Origin of the sequence: Streptomyces sp. NPDC047081 (genome assembly GCF_040643775.1) — a bacterium.
Classification (GTDB): Bacteria; Actinomycetota; Actinomycetes; order Streptomycetales; family Streptomycetaceae; genus Streptomyces.
In genome coordinates this window covers 58,791-75,596 of sequence record NZ_JBEYUY010000009.1, presented here as the reverse complement: position 1 = coordinate 75,596, position 16,806 = coordinate 58,791, and the positions used below count along the sequence as shown (strand labels likewise).

Genomic DNA, 16,806 nt, shown 5'->3' with positions numbered 1-16,806 from the left:
GCTACTCACCACCAAGCTGCTTACCGCCAAGCTGCTTTCTTGCAAGCGACCGGTCTCCGGGCGGATACTCGCCCCATGACCGCACACCCCAAGGACCCCGTCGACGCGATCGTGGAACAGTGGGCCGAGGTGCGGCCCGACCTCGACACGAAGGCGATGGAGGTCTTCGGGCGGATCTTCCGCCTCTCCCGCGCCATGGGCGACCGCATGGAGAAGGCGTACGCGCCCTTCGGGATCTCGCGCGGCGAGTTCGACGTCCTCGCCACCCTGCGCCGCTCCGGCGAGCCCTACACCCTCTCGCCCCGCCAGCTCTCGGCGACCCTGATGCTCACGACGGGCGGCATGACGGGCCGCCTGGACAAGCTGGAACGTGCGGACCTCCTCCGCCGCTCCCCCGACCCGCACGACCGCCGCGGCCTCCAAGTCACCCTCACCGAAAAGGGACTGCGCCTCATCGACGAGTCGGTCGGCGCCGGCCTGTCCGCCGAGACGGAGGCCCTGTCGGCCCTGAACGCCGAACAGGCCGACCAACTGGCCGACCTGTTGCGGGAGTTGCTGGCAAGCACCCAAAAGCCGCTGCACTAGGGCCCGTTCGGCACGCCAGGGCCTGTTCAGGTTCAGCCCACGTGCGTGGCCAGCGCCCTCTCGATCGTCGCATCGTCCGCCGAGTCCGCCGCCCAGGCCACGTATCCGTCGGGGCGGACCAGGACGGCGGTGCGGCGGGTGCTCGCCCACTGTTCCACCGTCAGGCGGTCCTTGCGGACGCTCTGGTCCTGGGGCGGCTCGGGGGTGATCAGGACGAAGCGGCCGCCGCGCAGGGCCTCGTACAGACGGCCGCTCTTCAGTGCGACGTCCGGGACGCGCGTGCCCGTGAGGCGGTGGGCGCCGCGCGGGGCCGGGTAGCGGTAGCCGATGCCGGTGATCTGCTCGGCCATCCTGCGGCGGGCCGGCGTGACCGTGTTGAGGACGGTGGTGAGCAGTGCCCGCTGCGCCAGCGTCCAGGGGCGCTTGGCCATGGCCATGCGGACGATGCCGCCGCTGCTGCGCAGGACCGAACGGCCGACGGGGTGGCGCTCGGCCTGGTAGCTGTCGAGGAGGCCCGCGCCCGCGTGCCCCTGGACCACCGCGGCCAGCTTCCAGCCGAGGTTGGCCGCGTCCTGCAGGCCGGTGTTCATGCCCTGGCCGCCGGCCGGGGTGTGCACGTGCGCGGCGTCGCCGGCGAGGAAGACGCGGCCCACGCGGTAGGCGGGCGCCTGGCGTTCGTCGCTGTGGAAGCGGGAGAGCCAGCGGGCGTCGTACATGCCGTAGTCGCGGCCGAGGGCGAGCCGGGTGACCTCCTTGACCTCCTCCAGGTCGAGGGGCGCACTGTCGGGGACGTCGTGGGCGCGGTTCCACGCGATGACGCGGTAGTAGCCGTCGCCGAAGGGCGCGAGGAAGGCGAAGGCGTCGCCGACGGTGTCGACGGTGAGCAGCGACTCCGGCTCCTCGGCCAGCCGGACGTCCGCGAGCACGACGGAACGGATCACCGACCGGCCGGGGAACGGCAGACCGATGGCCGTGCGTACGGCGCTGCGCAGGCCGTCGGTGCCGACCACGTACTCCGCGCGCAGGCTCTCCGCCGCGCCGCCGGGGCCGCTGACCTCGACCGTGACGCCGTCCGCGTCCTGGGCCAGTCCGGTCAGCTCGGCCTCGTACCGGAAGTCCACCCCCGCCTCGACGGCCCGCCGCTCCAGGGCCTGCTCCACCTCGTACTGCGGGATGACCAGGAGGTGGTTGAAGCGGGAGGGGAGGGTGGTGAGGTCGACCTCCAGGCGGGTGAAGAGGCGGAGGCGGTCGAGGGGGCGGCCGACGGCTTCGAGTCCGTCGGCGAGGCCGCGGGCGTCGAGCTGTTCGAGGGTGCGGGCGTGCAGGACGAAGGCGCGGGAGAGGTTGCTGATCTTGTGGGGGCGCTTTTCGAGGAGGGTGACGGGGACGCCGGCGGTGGCGAGGTCACCCGCGAGCAGGAGACCGGCGGGGCCGGCGCCGACGACGATCACGGGGGCGGGAGCGGGGGCGGGGGTCGGGGCGGCGTTCATGCGGGGGCCTCCTCCTGATGCCGACGACCGTTGGCCAACAAGTGTTTGCCAACGCTTGTTGACGACGTTAGCGCCGCCATGGCGGCAGAGTCAACACCTGTTGGCAAACGTTTGTTGGCAACCACTTGTTGGCAAACGTGTGTTGGCCTACGCTCGTTGGCATGAACGGGAGCGACAGCAGCCACAACAACGGCAACAGCGACAGCAGCAGCACCGACCGATCCAGCTCCGGCGGCCCCCGCCGCCGCTCCGACACCACCCGCAACGCCATCCTGGCCGCGGCCCGCGAGCGCTTCGCGGCCGACGGGTACGAGCGGGCCACCATCCGCGCCATCGCCAAGGACGCGAACATCGACCCGTCCATGGTCATGCGCTACTACGGCAACAAGGAGGGCCTGTTCGCGGCGGCCGTCACCGTCGAGCTGAAACTTCCCGATCTGGCCTCACTCCCCCGCGACGAGGTCGGCCGGGCGCTCGTCTCCCACTTCCTCGACGTGTGGGAGCACAACGACGAGCTCACCGCGCTGCTCCGGGTCGGCGCGACCAGCCGGGCGGGGGCGGAGCGGATGCAGCGGGTCTTCCGGGACCAGTTGCTGCCGGTGACACGGCAGGTGTGCCCGGACCCGGAGCAGGTACCGACGCGGGCCGCGCTCGCGGCGACGCAGATACTGGGGCTGGCGCTGACCCGTTACGTGCTGCAGCTGCAGCCGGTCCGGGCGCTGGGGCGGGGCGAGATCGTGGCGTGGCTGGGCCCCACGATCCAGCGGTACCTGACGGCGCCGAGCCCCTGAAGCACGCCGAGGGCGCCCACCTCACCGACGTACACGAGAACCGGTACGTACGGCGGGGTCGGCGCCCTCGGGAAAAGGTGAGGTCAGGCCTTCGCCTTGGCCTTCGGCTGGCGGTCCTTCGACCTGTCCAGGACCAGCACGAGGCCGGCGATGACGCCGAACAGCGCGAGCGGGATCACGACGTAGAGGCCGAGCGTCTCGACGACGCTGAGGCCCTTGCCGGGGTCGTCGCCGTCGTCGCGGGTGAGGGCGAGCGCGGGGGACGTCATGAGCAGCATCATCAGCGTCGTACCGGCGGCCAGGGCGCCGGCGCGCAGGGCGTTCTTCTTGTCCACGGGGCCAAAGTATCCAACGCCGGTTCGGGCCGCTCGTCCGGGGGTGCGTAAGAGGGTGCCCCGCACAGCCATCGGCTGCCGCGGCTCCGCCCGGCTACGTCCCCGCCCCGCTATGTCGCCGACCGCCGCAGCACCTCCACCAGCGCGTGCAGCCGTGGCGACCCCGCGAGCTCCTCCAGCGTCACCGGTCTCCCCTCCGCGTCCGCGATGGGCAGCCGCCAGTTCGGGTACTGGTCCCAGGTGCCGGGGAGGTTCTGCGGGCGGCGGTCGCCCACCGTGTCCGGGAGCCAGATGCCGAGCAGCCGGGACGGGGTCCCGAGCAGGAAGCGGTGGACCGCCTGGATCTCGGCCTCCTCCGTCGAGGTGCCGTGCCCGCCGCCCGTGCCGTGCAGCAGGCCGAGGCGGGCGAGCAGGGCCAGCCACTCCCCCGTGTCCGCCGCCGCCTCCGCCCGCTCCTCCTCCAGCGGACGGGTCAACAGGCCCAGCCGGTCGCGGAGTTCGACGTGTTCGCCGGTGAGGCGGGCCGCGGTGGACGGCAGGTCGTGGGTGGTGGCGGTGGCGAGGCAGTCGGCACGCCAGGACTCCGGCGGCAGCGGGCGGCCGTCGCCCTCCCAGTCGCGTTCGAACCACAGCACGGAGGTGCCGAGCACCCCGCGCTCGCGCAGCTTCTCCCGTACGCCGGGCTCCACCGTGCCGAGGTCCTCGCCGATGACGACCGTCCCGGCGCGCGCGGCCTCCAGCACAAGGATGGCGAGCATGGCCTCGGCGTCGTAACGGACGTACGTACCCTCGGTGGGCGGATGCCCCTGTGGCACCCACCAGAGCCGGAACAGGCCCATGACGTGGTCGATGCGCAGGGCGCCGGCGTACCGGAACAGGGCGCGCAGGAGTCGGCAGTACGGCTCGTAGCCCGAGGCGGCCAGGCGGTCGGGGCGCCACGGTGGCAGGCCCCAGTCCTGGCCGCGTGCGTTGAAGGCGTCCGGCGGGGCGCCCACCGACATCCCGGCGGCGAAGTACTCCTGCTGCGCCCAGGCGTCGGCGCCCTCCGGATGCACGCCGACCGCGAGGTCGTGCACGATCCCGACCGGCATCCCGGCCTCGCGGGCGACCCGCTGGGCGTCGGCGAGTTGGGCGTCCGTGAGCCAGGCGAGCCGGCAGTGGAAGTCGACCCGGTCCATCAACTCGCCGCGCGCACGGGCGGTTTCGGCCGAGCGGGGGTCCCGGAGACCCTCCGGCCACCGGCTCCAGTCGGAGCCGTGGACCTCCGCGAGCGCGTACCAGGTCGCGTGGTCCTCCAGCGCCTCGCCCTCCCGGGCGAGGAAGTCGACGTAGGCGGCGCGCCGCCCGGGTCCGAGCGGCACCTCGCGGATCAGCTCCAGCGCCTCCCGCTTGAGCTCCCACACCGCGTCCCGGTCGATCAACGCGCCCTTGTCCAGGACCGATTCGCGCAGCCGGTCGGCGCGTTCGAGCAGGGCCCGCACCTTCTCCGGCTCCCTGACGTACGCGTACTCGGGCACGTCCTCGACGCGCAGGTGCACGGGGTCGGGGAAGCGGCGGGAGGAGGGGCGGTAGGGGGACGGGTCGGTGGGGGCGCCGGGGACGGCCGCGTGCAGCGGGTTGACCTGGACGAAGCCGGCGCCGAGGTCGCGCCCGGCCCAGGCGGCGAGTTCGCCCAGGTCGCCCAAGTCGCCCATGCCCCAGGAGCGTTGGGACAGGAGGGAGTAGAGCTGGACGAGGAGTCCGTACGAGCGTGCTGTGGGCGTGGGCAGCCGGGCGGGGGCGACGACCAGGTGGGCGGCGGCGGTACGGCCGTCGGGGGCGGCGGCCGTCAACCGGTGGACGCCGGGCGGGAGTTGCTCGGCGGACGCGCGTGACTCGCCCTGCTCGGTCTCGATGTGCAGGCGGGTGCCGGCCGGGAGGGCGTCGAGGGCGGGGGACGTGTCGCCGCTCCAGAGCACCACGGTCGGCGGCAGCAGCCGCTCGGCCGACTCGCGCTCGCGGGCGGCGAGCGCGGCGCGGGCCTTCTCCGCGGTGCCCGCGTCGACGCCGAGGGCGGCCAGCGCGAGGGTGACGGCGGTGGCCGAGGCCGCGACCGTGCGGTCCGGGGAGGGGCTGTAGGAGGTGGCGACGCCGTGCAGCTCGGCGAGGCGGGTCAGTTCCTCGGAGGGCGGTCCGGCCGGCCCCTGCGCCATCATCTACGGCACCGACGGGTCCGGCTCGGGGGCCGCCGACTCGCTGGTGAGCGGGGCCGCGTCGGCGAGCGGCGGCTCACTGGTGAGGGGCTCCGCGTCGGGCAGCGGCGGCTCACTGGTCAGGGGGATCTCGGCGCAGGCGCCCTCGGAGCTGAAGACACAGAAGTGCGGCTCGGGTTCGAGGGGCGGCAACTGCGCCTCGCGTTTGGAGAGGGGGTGTGCCGGTGCGGCCACGAGGGGCCTCCTTCGTGAGTACGGCGACCTTGAGGGTTACCGCAGCCCTACCCAGCGGGCGCGGAGGCAGACGTACCGAATGGGACTACGTGCCTCTCGTCACATTCTGCGCCACCTTCCGACCTCGTAGGGTCCCCCAGTCCACTATTCACTCAGTACATGTAGCCAGTGCATAATGCTCCGCATGAGCACCCGCCACATCCTGCTGGGGCTGCTCGCCTCGGGGCCGAGCCATGGCTACGACCTGAAGCGGCGGCACGACGAACGGTTCCCGCAGGCCCGTCCGCTGGCCTACGGGCAGGTCTACACGACCCTGCAGCGCCTGGTCCGGGACGGTCTCGCGCTGGTCGAGGGCACCGACTCGGACGGCGGCCCGGAGCGCACGACGTACCGCTCGACCGAGGACGGCTCGCGCGAACTGGCGCGCTGGGCCGGGGAGATCGCCCCGCCGGCGCCGTTCGTGACGAACGAGATCTTCGCCAAGGTCGTCGTCTCGATCCTGTCCGGCGGCGACCCGGCCGCCTATCTGGCCGCCCAGCGCGCCGCGCACATGGAGCGGATGCGCGAGCTCACGGCGGTCAAGACCGCCAAGGGCGCCGATCTGGCCACCGTGCTCTCGGCGGACTACGCCCTCAACCATCTCGACGCCGACCTCCGTTGGATGACCACCACGGCGGCCCGGCTCACCACCCTGACCGCGGAGGTCGACGCAGCATGAGCAACGGGGACAGCACGGTGCCGCTTCTTGCGGCCCGTGACCTCACCAAGGCGCACGGCAGGACCGAGGCGCTGCGCGGCGCCTCCGTGGAGCTGGCGGCGGGCGAGATCCTCGCCGTGACCGGCGCGAGCGGCAGCGGGAAGTCGACGCTGCTGCACTGCCTCGCCGGGATCGTCCGGCCGGACGCGGGCTCGGTGAGCTACGCCGGCGAGCGCCTCGACGCGCTGCCGGAGAAGCGGCTGAGCGAGCTGCGGCGGACCGAGTTCGGGGTGGTGTTCCAGTTCGGGCAGCTGATCCCCGAGCTGACCGCGCTCGACAACGTCGCCCTGCCGCTGATGCTCGCGGGCACCTCCCGCACCGACGCCCAGGCCCGGGCCGGCGAGTGGCTGGAACGGTTCGGTGTACGGGGGCAGGAGGCGCTGCGGCCCGGCGAGATGAGCGGCGGCCAGGCCCAGCGCACGGCACTGGCGCGGGCCCTGGTCACCGGCCCGAGGATCGTCTTCGCGGACGAGCCGACGGGCGCCCTGGACTCCCTCGCCGGCGAGCAGGTCATGACGGCTCTCGCGCACACGGCCCGCGAGCAGGGCACGGCGGTGCTGCTGATCACCCACGACGCGCAGGTGGCGGCGTACGCGGACCGGGAGGTGCGGCTCAGCGACGGGACCGTGGTGCCGCAGGGGGTGACGGCGGCATGACGCTCACCACCAGGACGACGTACAAGACGTACCGGAAGTCCCTGCGGGCGGCGGTCCGCGGCACGCGGGCCGATCTGCGGCTGGCCTGGCTGCTCACGCGCGGCTCCGACCGGCGGGAGTGGTGGCGGGTGCTGCTGACCGCGGTGGGGGCGGCGCTGGCGACGGGGCTGGGGCTGGTCGTGGCCACACTGCTGCCGCTGGAGGGGTACCACCATGTCACCGTCGGTTCCGGGCTGCTCGACGAGCCAGGGACGCGTGCCGGGGTGATCGTGGCGCTGACGCTGCTGTTCATTCCGGTGGCCGGGTTCCTCGGGCAGTGCGCACGGATCGGCGCGGTGCACCGGGACCGGCGGATGGCCGGGCTGCGGCTCGCGGGGGCGACGCCGGGGCAGGTGCGGCGGATCGCGGCGCTGGAGTCGGGGCTTGCGTGCCTGGCGGGTTCGGGGGCGGCCACGGTGGTCTCCGTACCGGCCCTGCTCGCGCTCTGGCAGCACCCCGACCCGCTGGCGTGGGCGGGCATGGCTCTCGTGGGTGTACTGGTGCCGGTCCTTGGCGCGGTCGTCAGCGCGGTGGCGCTGCGCCGGGTGGTGGCCTCGCCGCTGGGCTGGATACGACGGGTGCGGCCGGCGGCGGGTCCGGGCCGGCTCTTCCGGGTGGCGACCGGGCTGCTCGCGCTGCTGGCCCTGTATCTCGCGACGACCCCCGTCTTCGGCAGCCCCTTCGACTTCGCGCTCGGCCCGATCACGGTCCTCGCCCTGTGCCTGCTGGCCGGCGCGGTGTCGGTGTGGCTGGCCGGCGCCTCGGCCCGGCAGCTGGGCGAGGGCTTCGCCGCCCGCGCCAGGCGCCCCGAGCTGCTGATCGCCACGGAACGGCTGCGCGACGACCCGTGGGCGCTGGCCCGTACGCACGCGGCGGTGCTGCTGGTGACGGTCGTCGCCTCGGGCTTCGTGGGGGTACGGCAGGTGCTGCTCGCGGACCTGCGCAGGTCGAGCCGCGAGGGCTCGCTGGCGATGGGCCTCTCCTACTACACGAGCGGCCTCGACCTGACCGGCGCCGCCGTCCTCGTCGCCCTCGCCCTGGTCCTGACCGCGCTCGCGGTCGGCACCGCCGAGTCGCTGGCCACCCGGCGCCGGGGCCTGGCCGCGCAGGCCGCCGCCGGGGTGCCGCACGGCGTACTGGCCCGGGCGATGCTGCTGGAGACCGCGCTGCCGCTGGCGCCCGCGGTCGCGGTGGCGGGCATGGGCGGTCTGACGATCGGCGTCTGGTACGGCTCGGCCACCTCGGAGCACATGTCAGTGCCGGTGCCCTTCGCCGCGCTCCTGGTCCCGCTGGCCGTCTACGCGGCCTGTCTGCTGGCGGCGGCCACCTCGCTCCCGCTGCTGCGCCGCTCGGTCCGCCCGGCGGAACTGCGCTACGCATGACGGTCCGGCTCCGGGAGCACGGGGGGCTCCCGGAGCCGGACGCCGTACGACCGCAGGCCCCGTCCCCCGGGGTGTGCGAAGGCCCGGATCGTCAGGCGGAAATGCCGTCGATCCGGGCCATGGCGTCCTCCGCGCCGTACGGCTGCAGGTACGGCAGCCAGCGCGGGTCCCTATGGCCGGTGCCGATGATGCGCCAGGCCAGGCCGGAGGGTGGAGCGGGTTTGTGGCGCAGCCGCCAGCCGATCTCGAACAGATGTCGGTCGGCCTTCACGTGGTTGCAGCGGCGGCACGAGGCCACCACGTTGTCCCAGACGTGCTTGCCCCCGCGGCTGCGCGGAATGACATGGTCGACGCTGGTTGCGACGCCACCGCAGTACATGCACCGGCCCCCGTCGCGCGCGAAGAGCGCCCGCCGGGTAAGAGGAACGGGCCCCCGATAGGGAACCCGGACGAATCGCTTGAGCCGGACCACGCTTGGTGCGGGGACTGTGACGGTTGCGCTGTGCATGAAGGCGCCCGATTCCTCCAGGGAGACAGCCTTGTTCTCCAGGACGAGGACGAGCGCGCGGCGGAGCGGTACGACGCCGAGTGGCTCGTACGACGCGTTGAGGACCAGGACATGCGGCACGGATGCCTCCTTGGGCGTCGGCGGCGCGTGGCTCGCGCCGGGACGATCTGTGGCCAGTCTCCCCTCTTGCCTGGTGGAAGCGCCACCATGTCCCGGTAACGGGCTGGGAGTGTTTTCGACCACATCTGATTCATCCCCCGGAGGGGCTTCGGTTTATCCCTCCTGCTCATCGCAGGGTGCGCACGGGCTCTCCTCAGAAGATGGCAAGGATTCGCACACCGTGCCCCGATAGTGTGGTGGACCTGCCCGTCCGGTGACCTTTTCGTGACCTGACCGAGTCGGACCATCTCGGCATCCCGGACGGCGGACCGCTGCACCTGGAGGTACCTGCCGTGTCCTTGCCCGCCGTCCTACTGGCCGCCGGTTCGTCGCCGTCGCCGTCTCCGTCCCCCTCGGAGTCGACGCCGACGGTCCCGTCGCTCCAAGACGCCCAGGAGAGCGCGACCAACGCCGCGAGCTGGGTCGAGCAGAACTGGTCGACCTGGCTGGCGATCGGGCTGCGGGTGCTGCTGATCCTGGTGATCGCCGGGGTGCTCAGAGCGGTCGTGCAGCGGGCGATCACCAAGCTGATAGACCGGATGACCCGCACGGTCGAGGCGGTCGACGGCACCACGCTGGGCGGTCTGCTGGTCAACAACGAGCGCCGCCGCCAGCGCTCGCAGGCGATCGGCTCGGTGCTGCGCTCGGTGGCGTCCTTCGTGATCCTGGGCACGGCGGCCCTGATGATCCTTTCCGCCTTCGAGATCAACCTGGCCCCGCTGCTGGCCTCCGCCGGTGTCGCGGGCGTCGCGATCGGTTTCGGCGCGCGCAACCTCGTGACGGACTTCCTCTCCGGCGTCTTCATGATCCTGGAGGACCAGTACGGCGTCGGCGACACGATCGACGCGGGGGTCGCCTCCGGCGAGGTCATCGAGGTGGGCCTGCGCGTGACGAAGCTGCGCGGCGACAACGGTGAGATCTGGTACGTCCGCAACGGCGAGGTCAAGCGCATCGGCAACCTCTCCCAGGGCTGGGCGACGGCCGGCGTCGACGTCACGGTGAAGGCGAACGAGGACCTGGACAGGGTCAAGGCCACGCTGGACGAGGTGGCGGAGAAGATGAGCGCGGAGGAACCCTGGAACGAGCTCCTGTGGAGCCCGATCGAGGTCCTGGGCCTGGACAGCGTCCTGCTGGACTCGATGGTGGTCCGGATCTCGGCCAAGACGATGCCGGGCAAGTCCCTCACGGTGGAACGCGAACTCCGCTGGCGCGTCAAGCGAGCCTTCGACGAGGCGAACATCCGCATCGTGGGCGGCGCGACGGCCCCCCTCGACGAGGAGGAGCCCACCGACCCCACGGCCACGATCGCGTCCCCGTCGGCCCACTCCAACCCGGACTCGCCGCAGTCGGCGGCGGCGGCCCCGATAGTGCAGCCCCGCGCGTCGACCCCCGGTAAGTAGCGGAACGGTTCAGCACACTCGTTCGAGTGAACGGGAGGGGCATTCCGGCGTCGCGAGCGCGCCGGGTGCCCCATCGTTCTGCCGGGGCACCCCACACGGGCTTAGCCTGGAATCAGCGTGAAGGAGAACCAGCGATGAGCGCCGAACCGATCATGGAGCCGGTGATGACGCAGGTGGACCCCATCGAACTGTTGAGCGCGTTCGAGAAGGCGGCATCACCGATGCCGATTCGAGCGGAGTACATCGAGGGGACGGGCATCTTGCCACCTCAGCCGGAACACCGACACAACGCTGGCGCCGTAAAGCTGATCGTCCAGTTGCACCTCGCCGGGCTGGAATTGGCCGGTGTGAATGACGGCTTCCGTGTCGCCCATCCGGACGGACGCACGTGGGCATTGGTCGTTCCAGATTTCTATGTGTGCCGCCGCGAGCCCACCGAACTCGACGAGTCCTACCGCGCGACACACCGAGGCTGGTACCCCATCGACCTGCTCGCCCTCGTCGGCGAAGTCACCTCCACCAACCACGAAACGGACACCGGCCCCAAATTCCGCACCTACGCCGCCGCCGGCATCCCCGTCTACGTCCTCATCGACCGCCACTCCAAGACGGCCCACTGCTACACGGACCCGGTCCTCCCTGGCGAGGACCCCACCGAGGCCTATTACGACACCGACACCAAGGTCGACCTCGGCGCACCTCTCCCCCTCCCCGCGCCCTACCCGACCCTGGACACCGCACCGTTCCTGGAGGGCTGAAGCGCGGTCAGGCCTGGCCGCAGGTCAGTTCGTAGGCCTCCTTCATCCAGGCGGCCCTGCCGGGGCTCACCCCGCACTGGAGCGAGCCGCTGCCGGTGCCGTACCAGGCCGTCACGCTGCCGTAGACCGGAGTCGCTGTGCCAGGGCAGGCGACCGTGAAGCTCGACCGGAGGACCTGGACCGCCGCCGCCTCGACGAAACGGCCCCCGCCGTCGCTGTCCGCTCTCACCCCCTTCTTCAGCCGATCGGCCATCACCTCGTCCGGCTTCGCCAACACCGACGCGTCCATGTCGACCCGCTCGGCCAGCGCCGCGTATACCCGCCGCGCGGACACGCTCGGCTCGCTCACCTCGACCCGGGGCTCGAAGGTCCGTACGGGGATGAGGGGGTACGTCACCCAGCCGTCCGATTTGCTCACCTTCACGACCGGGGACACCGCCACCAGTTGCCACTCCCGCGTGGAGCCGCCCCAGTGGATGGCGCCCTCGGCGCACGAAGCCGCCGTCGCGGGAGGCGACTTCACCGTCCGGGTCTCGCCGCGATCACCCACGTCGCACGCCCCCACCGTCGCGCAGATCAGCAAAGCCAGCGCCGCACCCCGTACCGCCCTGCTCATCCACCCCACCCGTGTCCGAACCTTCATCGTTTTCACAGGATGATCGCATTCCGGCCACCCCTCCCCACCACCTAGGGTCACCCTCACAGCGGGCCCTTGTTCTGGAGCGCATACGCCCAGGGGCCCGTTTCGAATGTGGGGAAACGCATGAGAAAGCTCGCCATAGGCGCCGCCCTGTCCGGCGCCCTGGCTCTCACCGGCCTGGCCGCGCCCGTCGCGTCGGCCGCCGCCAGCCCTGACCTGACCTTCTCCGACGTGGTCGTGAACAAGGGCAAGGCGATCGTCGTCGGCACGACCGCCACCGTGAAGGTCCCGGTGACGTACACATGGACCCGGCCCGCCGACTTCACCGTCGACTACAAGACGAACTTCGCCGGCGTCACGATCTACCGCGGCACGCTCAAGAACATGAGCAACGGCATCGACCCCGACGCCGCGCCCACCTGCACCACCACCGCCACGACCGACACCACGGTCACCGAAGCCTGCACCGAGACGCTGGTCATCGACCCCCAGGACAGCCTGTACGAGGCCGCCGACGCCACCACCTGGAAGGCCGCCGGCTTCTACGCCCACGTCGACCAGGACAGCGACGACTCCGACGGCCACATCAGCTTCGACTACGGCTACGACCTGTGGGGCCCCCTCGGCACCGCCCAGATCAAGCGCGCCGCCAAGCTCACCACCAACGCCACCCCGGAGCCGGCCGTCCAGGGCAAGACCCTCACCGTCAAGGGCAAGCTCACCCGCGCCGACTGGGAGAACATCAAGTACACGGGCTACAAGGGGCAGTCCGTGCTGCTGCAGTTCCGGGCGCGGAACAGTGACACCTACACCACCGTCAAGACCGTCACGTCCGGTACCGGCGGTGCGCTGTCCACCACCGTCAAGGCTTCCAAGGACGGGTACTACCGGTACAAGTTCGCCGGCACCTCCACCACCGGCGCGAAGACCTCCGCCGGTGACTACGTCGAGGTCGACCCCCCGAAGTTCGAGGGTTAGTCAGCCTTACTGACAGCCCGGCCCCCGCCGCCCCCGAGGTAACGAGTCTGTTGCCTCGGGGGCGGTTTCTATTGACGCCCGCTTCGCCCCGGGCTTACGTTCCTTTCCAGCCAATAGGAAACTTTCCTAACAGTGATCGACCGGTGATCGCCGGATGGACTGGCGTCCCTGGTCACTGAGAAGCTGGGCAGTCGAAAGGCAGGTGTCGACCCACATGGCAGGAACCGCCGGTACGCCGGGCACCCCGCGCGTCCTGCGCGCCATGAACGACCGCGCCGCCCTGGACCTCCTCCTGGAGCACGGGCCGCTGTCCCGCACGCGGATCGGCAAGCTCACCGGCCTCTCCAAGCCGACCGCCTCCCAGCTCCTGGCCCGCCTGGAGGCCGCCGGGCTCGTGCTCGCCACCGGTACCACCGAGGGACGGCCCGGCCCCAACGCCCAGCTGTACGAGGTCAACCCGAAGGCCGCGTACGCCGCCGGGCTCGACGTCACCCCGGAGCGGATCCTCGCCGCCGTCGCCGACGTCACCGGCCGCACGGTGGGGTCGTTCGAGCTCCAGACCCCCGGAAGGCGGCCCACCCAGCCCGTCGTCCGCCAGGTCACCGACGCCCTCGACGGCGCCGTGAAGGCCGCGGGCCTCGCCCGGGACGACGTCCACCGGATCGTCATCGGCACCCCCGGCGCCTTCGACCCCAACACCGGCCGGCTGCGCTACGCCTCCCACCTCCCGGGCTGGCACACCCCGGCCCTGCTCGACGAACTCGCCGCCGCGCTGCCGATGCCGGTGGAGTACGAGAACGACGTCAACCTCGCCGCCGTCGCCGAACAACGGCTCGGCGCGGCCCGCGGCCACGAGGACTTCGTGCTGCTGTGGAACGAGGGCGGCCTCGGTGCCGCCCTGGTCCTCGGTGGCCGGCTGCACCGCGGCTGGACCGGCGGCGCGGGAGAGGTAGGTTTCCTGCCTGTTCCCGGCGCGCCGCTCGTGCGGCAGGTGACCAAAGCCAACAGTGGCGGCTACCAGGAGCTGGCCGGCTCCCAGGCCGTCCCGCACCTCGCCCGTGAACTCGGCATCGGGAACATCCCCTCCGGCCCGTACGCCGAGGTCGCCGCCGCCCTCGTGGCGCGGGCCGCCGCCGAGGACACCGTCCTGGGCCGCAAGCTGCTGGAGCTGTACGCGACCCGGCTCGCGACCGGTCTCGCCGCCCTCGTCTCCGTCCTCGACCCCGAACTCGTCGTCCTCAGCGGCGCCTCCCTGACGGCCGGCGGCGAGCTGCTGCGCGCCCTCGTCCAGGCCGAACTGGAGGAGCTGGCCGCCGCCCGGCCCCGGCTCGTCGTCGGTGACGTCCGTGAACACCCCGTGCTGCGCGGCGCGTTGGAGAGCGCCCTCGCGGCCACCCGCGACGAGGTCTTCGACACCTCGCGCTGAGACCTCCGTAACCGCCGAACCACCGCAACCACCGCGTCCCGCACCCCAAAGCTCCACCCGTACAGCCCCACCCCTCAGTCACACCCGCACAGCCCCACTCCACAGCCCCACCCCCCGCCTGCTTCCCTCGCCATCCCCTGCCGTGTACCTGGGAGACCTTGTCATGCCCGAAAAGTCCTGGAAAGTCGCGCCCGGAGTGTCCCGGCGAGCGGCCGTCGCTCTCGCCGCCTCCGCCTCTCTCGCCCTGCTCGCCACCGCCTGTACCGGCCAGTCCTCCTCCGGTGCCTCCGACGACGCGTCCAAGGACGTGACGATCAACTTCTGGCACGCCTGGAGCGCGGCCTCGGAGACCAAGGCGGTCAACGACCTGGTCGCCGGTTTCGAGAAGGCCCACCCCAACATCCACGTGAACGTCGTCGCCAACATGACCGACGACAAGATCAACCAGGCGCTGCGCACCGGCGGCGACAAGGCCCCGGACGTCATCTCCTCCTTCACCACCAACAACGTCGGCAAGTTCTGCTCGTCGGGCGCCCTGGTCGACCTCAACCCCTTCTTCAAGAAGGACGGCATCGACCCGGAGACGACGTTCCCGAAGGCGATGAACGAGTACACCCAGTTCGACGGCGACCGCTGCTCGGTGCCGCTGCTCGGTGACGCGTACGGGCTCTACTACAACAAGACGGCGTTCGCGAAGGCCGGCATCAAGAGCCCGCCGAAGACCTGGTCGGAGTTCGAGGCGGACGCGAAGAAGCTGACGATCACCCAGGGCGACACGTACAAGCAGCTCGGGTTCATGCCGAACTACCACGGCTGGGAGACGACGACCGAGCACTACTTCGCGCAGTTCTCGCCGACGTACTTCGACAAGGCCGGCAAGTCGGAACTCGCCACCGACCCGGCGTTCACCGCGGGCTTCGAGCTGCAGAAGAAGCTCGTCGACGAGCTCGGCGGCTACAAGAAGCTGGAGACCTACCGCTCCACCCTCGGCGACGAGTGGGGCGCCAAGCACCCCTTCCACACCGGTCAGGTCGCCATGCAGCTGGACGGCGAGTGGCGCCTGGGCATGGCGCTCGCGGCCAATCCGAAGTTCGAGATCGGCGTCGCCCCGCTGCCCGTCCCCGACGACCAGGTCAGCCAGTACGGCAAGGGCTACATCACCGGCACCATCGCGGGCATCGCCGCCAACAGCAAGAAGCAGAACGCGGCCTGGGAGTTCGTCAAGTACATCACCACGGACACGGACGCGGTGGTCGGCTTCTCCAACGCCATCCACAACGTGCCGTCCACGCTGGCCGCGCTGAAGTCCCCGAAGCTGAAGTACGACCCGCGCTTCAAGACCTTCCTGGACATCGCCGCGGACCCGAACTCCACCACCTCCCCCGCCTCCATCAACGGCGGTGTGTACCTCGCGACCATCCAGAACTTCGGCTACGACTACGAGAGCGGCAAGGTCACCGACCTCAAGGCGGGCCTGAAGAAGACGGCCGCGCAGATCGACACGGACATCGAGCAGGCGAAGTAGTCCGCCGATGAGCACCATCACGCTGGCGTCGAAGCGCCGTAAATCGGCGCTTCGCACTCTCGCCTTCATGTCGCCCTGGCTGATCGGCTTCGCGGTCTTCTTCGCGTACCCGCTGATCTCGACGGTCTACTTCTCCTTCATGCACTACGACGGCTTCAAGCCGCCGACGTGGAGCGGGACGAAGAACTGGACCTACGTCTTCGAGCACTACCCCTACTTCTGGCCCGCCCTGCGCAACACCCTGTGGCTGGTGCTGGTCATGGTGAGCCTGAGGGTCGTCTTCGGGCTCGGCGTCGGCCTCCTGATCACCAAGATCAAGACCGGTACGGGAGTGTTCCGCACCCTGTTCTACCTGCCCTACCTCGCCCCGCCGGTGGCCGCGACGATGGCCTTCGCCTTCCTGCTCAACCCCGGTACGGGACCGGTCAACTCGATCCTGGAGAAGGTGGGCATCCCGGCCCCGGGCTGGTTCAACGACCCCACCTGGTCCAAGCCGGCCCTCACCCTGCTCGCCCTGTGGGGCATCGGCGACCTGATGGTCATCTTCATGGCCGCGCTGCTCGACGTGCCCCAGGAGCAGTACGAGGCGGCCGAGCTGGACGGCGCCTCGGCCTGGCAGCGGTTCCGGTTCGTAACCCTTCCCAACATTTCGCCGATCGTGATGTTCGCGGTCGTGACCGGCGTGATCCAGACGATGCAGTACTACACACAGCCGCTCATCGCGGGGAAGGTCGCCTCGGGCGTGATCCAGGGCGCCGGCACCCAGTTCGAGCCCGGCTACCCGGAGAAGTCGACGCTGACGCTTCCGCAGCTCGTCTACAACCTCGGCTTCCAGCGCTTCGACTACGGCTCGGCGTGTGTCGTCGCCCTCGTCCTCTTCGTCCTGTCCATGGTGTTCACCGCGTTCCTGATGCGGCGCCGGGGCGGCCTCAACCTGGCAGGTGACTGACC

Annotated in this window: 17 protein-coding genes; 11 read left to right on the top strand and 6 right to left on the bottom strand. The window is 71.2% G+C overall.

Annotation, left to right across the window (positions count from 1 at the left end):
- The first annotated feature begins 75 nt into the window (after positions 1-75).
- Positions 76-585, top strand: coding sequence for a MarR family transcriptional regulator (locus ABZ848_RS18990; protein ID WP_360833090.1), 510 nt, complete (start codon positions 76-78; stop codon positions 583-585).
- Between the two features lie 32 nt (positions 586-617).
- On the opposite strand, the gene ABZ848_RS18985 is transcribed toward ABZ848_RS18990, so the two are convergent.
- Complete coding sequence (locus ABZ848_RS18985; RefSeq protein ID WP_360833087.1) at positions 618-2,075, bottom strand: FAD-dependent monooxygenase; 1,458 nt, start codon at positions 2,073-2,075, stop codon at positions 618-620.
- A gap of 161 nt (positions 2,076-2,236) precedes the next feature.
- Between ABZ848_RS18985 and ABZ848_RS18980 the strand changes: the two genes are divergently transcribed.
- Entirely contained in the window at positions 2,237-2,866 is a 630-nt protein-coding gene (locus ABZ848_RS18980; protein ID WP_360833084.1) for a TetR family transcriptional regulator, read from the top strand.
- Between the two features lie 83 nt (positions 2,867-2,949).
- Here ABZ848_RS18980 and ABZ848_RS18975 read toward each other — a convergent pair whose 3' ends face one another.
- The 3 genes from ABZ848_RS18975 to ABZ848_RS18965 all read right to left on the bottom strand — a co-directional run bounded on the left by ABZ848_RS18975 (position 2,950) and on the right by ABZ848_RS18965 (position 5,585).
- Positions 2,950-3,201: a hypothetical protein gene (locus tag ABZ848_RS18975; RefSeq protein ID WP_360833081.1), complete on the bottom strand. Its 252-nt coding sequence runs from the start codon at positions 3,199-3,201 to the stop codon at positions 2,950-2,952.
- A 110-nt stretch (positions 3,202-3,311) separates the two neighbouring features.
- On the bottom strand, positions 3,312-5,396 hold the full coding sequence (gene malQ, locus ABZ848_RS18970) for a 4-alpha-glucanotransferase (protein ID WP_360833078.1): 2,085 nt from the start codon (positions 5,394-5,396) through the stop codon (positions 3,312-3,314).
- Positions 5,397-5,585 carry a hypothetical protein gene (locus ABZ848_RS18965; protein ID WP_360833526.1) on the bottom strand — a complete coding sequence of 63 codons (189 nt, stop codon included), beginning with the start codon at positions 5,583-5,585 and terminating at the stop codon, positions 5,397-5,399.
- Between the two features lie 226 nt (positions 5,586-5,811).
- On the opposite strand from ABZ848_RS18965, the gene ABZ848_RS18960 reads away from it, so the two are divergent.
- Genes ABZ848_RS18960 through ABZ848_RS18950 form a run of 3 tightly spaced genes read left to right on the top strand, consistent with a single transcriptional unit; the run spans position 5,812 to position 8,461 of the window.
- Positions 5,812-6,345, top strand: a complete 534-nt coding sequence (locus tag ABZ848_RS18960; RefSeq protein ID WP_242758989.1) for a PadR family transcriptional regulator — start codon at positions 5,812-5,814, stop codon at positions 6,343-6,345.
- Positions 6,342-7,040 carry an ABC transporter ATP-binding protein gene (locus ABZ848_RS18955; RefSeq protein WP_360833074.1) on the top strand — a complete coding sequence of 233 codons (699 nt, stop codon included), beginning with the start codon at positions 6,342-6,344 and terminating at the stop codon, positions 7,038-7,040. Before ABZ848_RS18960 ends, ABZ848_RS18955 begins: the two co-directional genes overlap by 4 nt.
- Entirely contained in the window at positions 7,037-8,461 is a 1,425-nt protein-coding gene (locus ABZ848_RS18950) for an FtsX-like permease family protein (RefSeq protein ID WP_360833071.1), read from the top strand. The genes ABZ848_RS18955 and ABZ848_RS18950 overlap by 4 nt, the downstream gene beginning before the upstream one ends.
- Before the next feature lie 91 nt (positions 8,462-8,552).
- On the opposite strand, the gene ABZ848_RS18945 is transcribed toward ABZ848_RS18950, so the two are convergent.
- Positions 8,553-9,089, bottom strand: coding sequence for an HNH endonuclease (locus tag ABZ848_RS18945; protein ID WP_030609777.1), 537 nt, complete (start codon positions 9,087-9,089; stop codon positions 8,553-8,555).
- A gap of 332 nt (positions 9,090-9,421) precedes the next feature.
- Between ABZ848_RS18945 and ABZ848_RS18940 the strand changes: the two genes are divergently transcribed.
- Together ABZ848_RS18940 and ABZ848_RS18935 are read left to right on the top strand one after the other, a co-directional pair.
- Positions 9,422-10,528 (top strand): mechanosensitive ion channel family protein, encoded by a 1,107-nt coding sequence (locus ABZ848_RS18940; RefSeq protein WP_360833068.1) that lies wholly within the window; start codon positions 9,422-9,424, stop codon positions 10,526-10,528.
- A gap of 134 nt (positions 10,529-10,662) precedes the next feature.
- Positions 10,663-11,286, top strand: coding sequence for a Uma2 family endonuclease (locus tag ABZ848_RS18935; RefSeq protein ID WP_360833065.1), 624 nt, complete (start codon positions 10,663-10,665; stop codon positions 11,284-11,286).
- 7 nt (positions 11,287-11,293) lie between these two features.
- Here ABZ848_RS18935 and ABZ848_RS18930 read toward each other — a convergent pair whose 3' ends face one another.
- Complete coding sequence (locus ABZ848_RS18930; protein ID WP_360833062.1) at positions 11,294-11,902, bottom strand: hypothetical protein; 609 nt, start codon at positions 11,900-11,902, stop codon at positions 11,294-11,296.
- Between the two features lie 147 nt (positions 11,903-12,049).
- On the opposite strand from ABZ848_RS18930, the gene ABZ848_RS18925 reads away from it, so the two are divergent.
- The 4 genes from ABZ848_RS18925 (at position 12,050) to ABZ848_RS18910 (ending at position 16,804) form a co-directional block, all read left to right on the top strand.
- Entirely contained in the window at positions 12,050-12,904 is an 855-nt protein-coding gene (locus ABZ848_RS18925) for a hypothetical protein (protein ID WP_360833059.1), read from the top strand.
- Positions 12,905-13,118: 214 nt separating this feature from the next.
- On the top strand, positions 13,119-14,330 hold the full coding sequence (locus ABZ848_RS18920) for an ROK family transcriptional regulator (protein ID WP_360833056.1): 1,212 nt from the start codon (positions 13,119-13,121) through the stop codon (positions 14,328-14,330).
- Positions 14,331-14,493: 163 nt separating this feature from the next.
- Complete coding sequence (locus ABZ848_RS18915) at positions 14,494-15,855, top strand: ABC transporter substrate-binding protein (RefSeq protein WP_360833053.1); 1,362 nt, start codon at positions 14,494-14,496, stop codon at positions 15,853-15,855.
- A 7-nt stretch (positions 15,856-15,862) separates the two neighbouring features.
- Entirely contained in the window at positions 15,863-16,804 is a 942-nt protein-coding gene (locus tag ABZ848_RS18910) for a sugar ABC transporter permease (protein ID WP_360833050.1), read from the top strand.
- The last annotated feature ends 2 nt before the right edge of the window (positions 16,805-16,806 follow it).

What these genes read in the sequence shown, in the direction of transcription:
- ABZ848_RS18990 (WP_360833090.1), top strand. Translation starts at nt 76, where the DNA reads ATGACCGCACACCCCAAGGACCCCGTCGACGCGATCGTGGAACAGTGG.
- ABZ848_RS18985 (WP_360833087.1), bottom strand. Translation starts at nt 2,075, where the DNA reads ATGAACGCCGCCCCGACCCCCGCCCCCGCTCCCGCCCCCGTGATCGTC.
- ABZ848_RS18980 (WP_360833084.1), top strand. Translation starts at nt 2,237, where the DNA reads ATGAACGGGAGCGACAGCAGCCACAACAACGGCAACAGCGACAGCAGC.
- malQ (WP_360833078.1), bottom strand. Translation starts at nt 5,396, where the DNA reads ATGATGGCGCAGGGGCCGGCCGGACCGCCCTCCGAGGAACTGACCCGC.
- ABZ848_RS18960 (WP_242758989.1), top strand. Translation starts at nt 5,812, where the DNA reads ATGAGCACCCGCCACATCCTGCTGGGGCTGCTCGCCTCGGGGCCGAGC.
- ABZ848_RS18955 (WP_360833074.1), top strand. Translation starts at nt 6,342, where the DNA reads ATGAGCAACGGGGACAGCACGGTGCCGCTTCTTGCGGCCCGTGACCTC.
- ABZ848_RS18950 (WP_360833071.1), top strand. Translation starts at nt 7,037, where the DNA reads ATGACGCTCACCACCAGGACGACGTACAAGACGTACCGGAAGTCCCTG.
- ABZ848_RS18935 (WP_360833065.1), top strand. Translation starts at nt 10,663, where the DNA reads ATGAGCGCCGAACCGATCATGGAGCCGGTGATGACGCAGGTGGACCCC.
- ABZ848_RS18930 (WP_360833062.1), bottom strand. Translation starts at nt 11,902, where the DNA reads ATGAGCAGGGCGGTACGGGGTGCGGCGCTGGCTTTGCTGATCTGCGCG.
- ABZ848_RS18925 (WP_360833059.1), top strand. Translation starts at nt 12,050, where the DNA reads ATGAGAAAGCTCGCCATAGGCGCCGCCCTGTCCGGCGCCCTGGCTCTC.
- ABZ848_RS18920 (WP_360833056.1), top strand. Translation starts at nt 13,119, where the DNA reads ATGGCAGGAACCGCCGGTACGCCGGGCACCCCGCGCGTCCTGCGCGCC.
- ABZ848_RS18915 (WP_360833053.1), top strand. Translation starts at nt 14,494, where the DNA reads ATGCCCGAAAAGTCCTGGAAAGTCGCGCCCGGAGTGTCCCGGCGAGCG.
- ABZ848_RS18910 (WP_360833050.1), top strand. Translation starts at nt 15,863, where the DNA reads ATGAGCACCATCACGCTGGCGTCGAAGCGCCGTAAATCGGCGCTTCGC.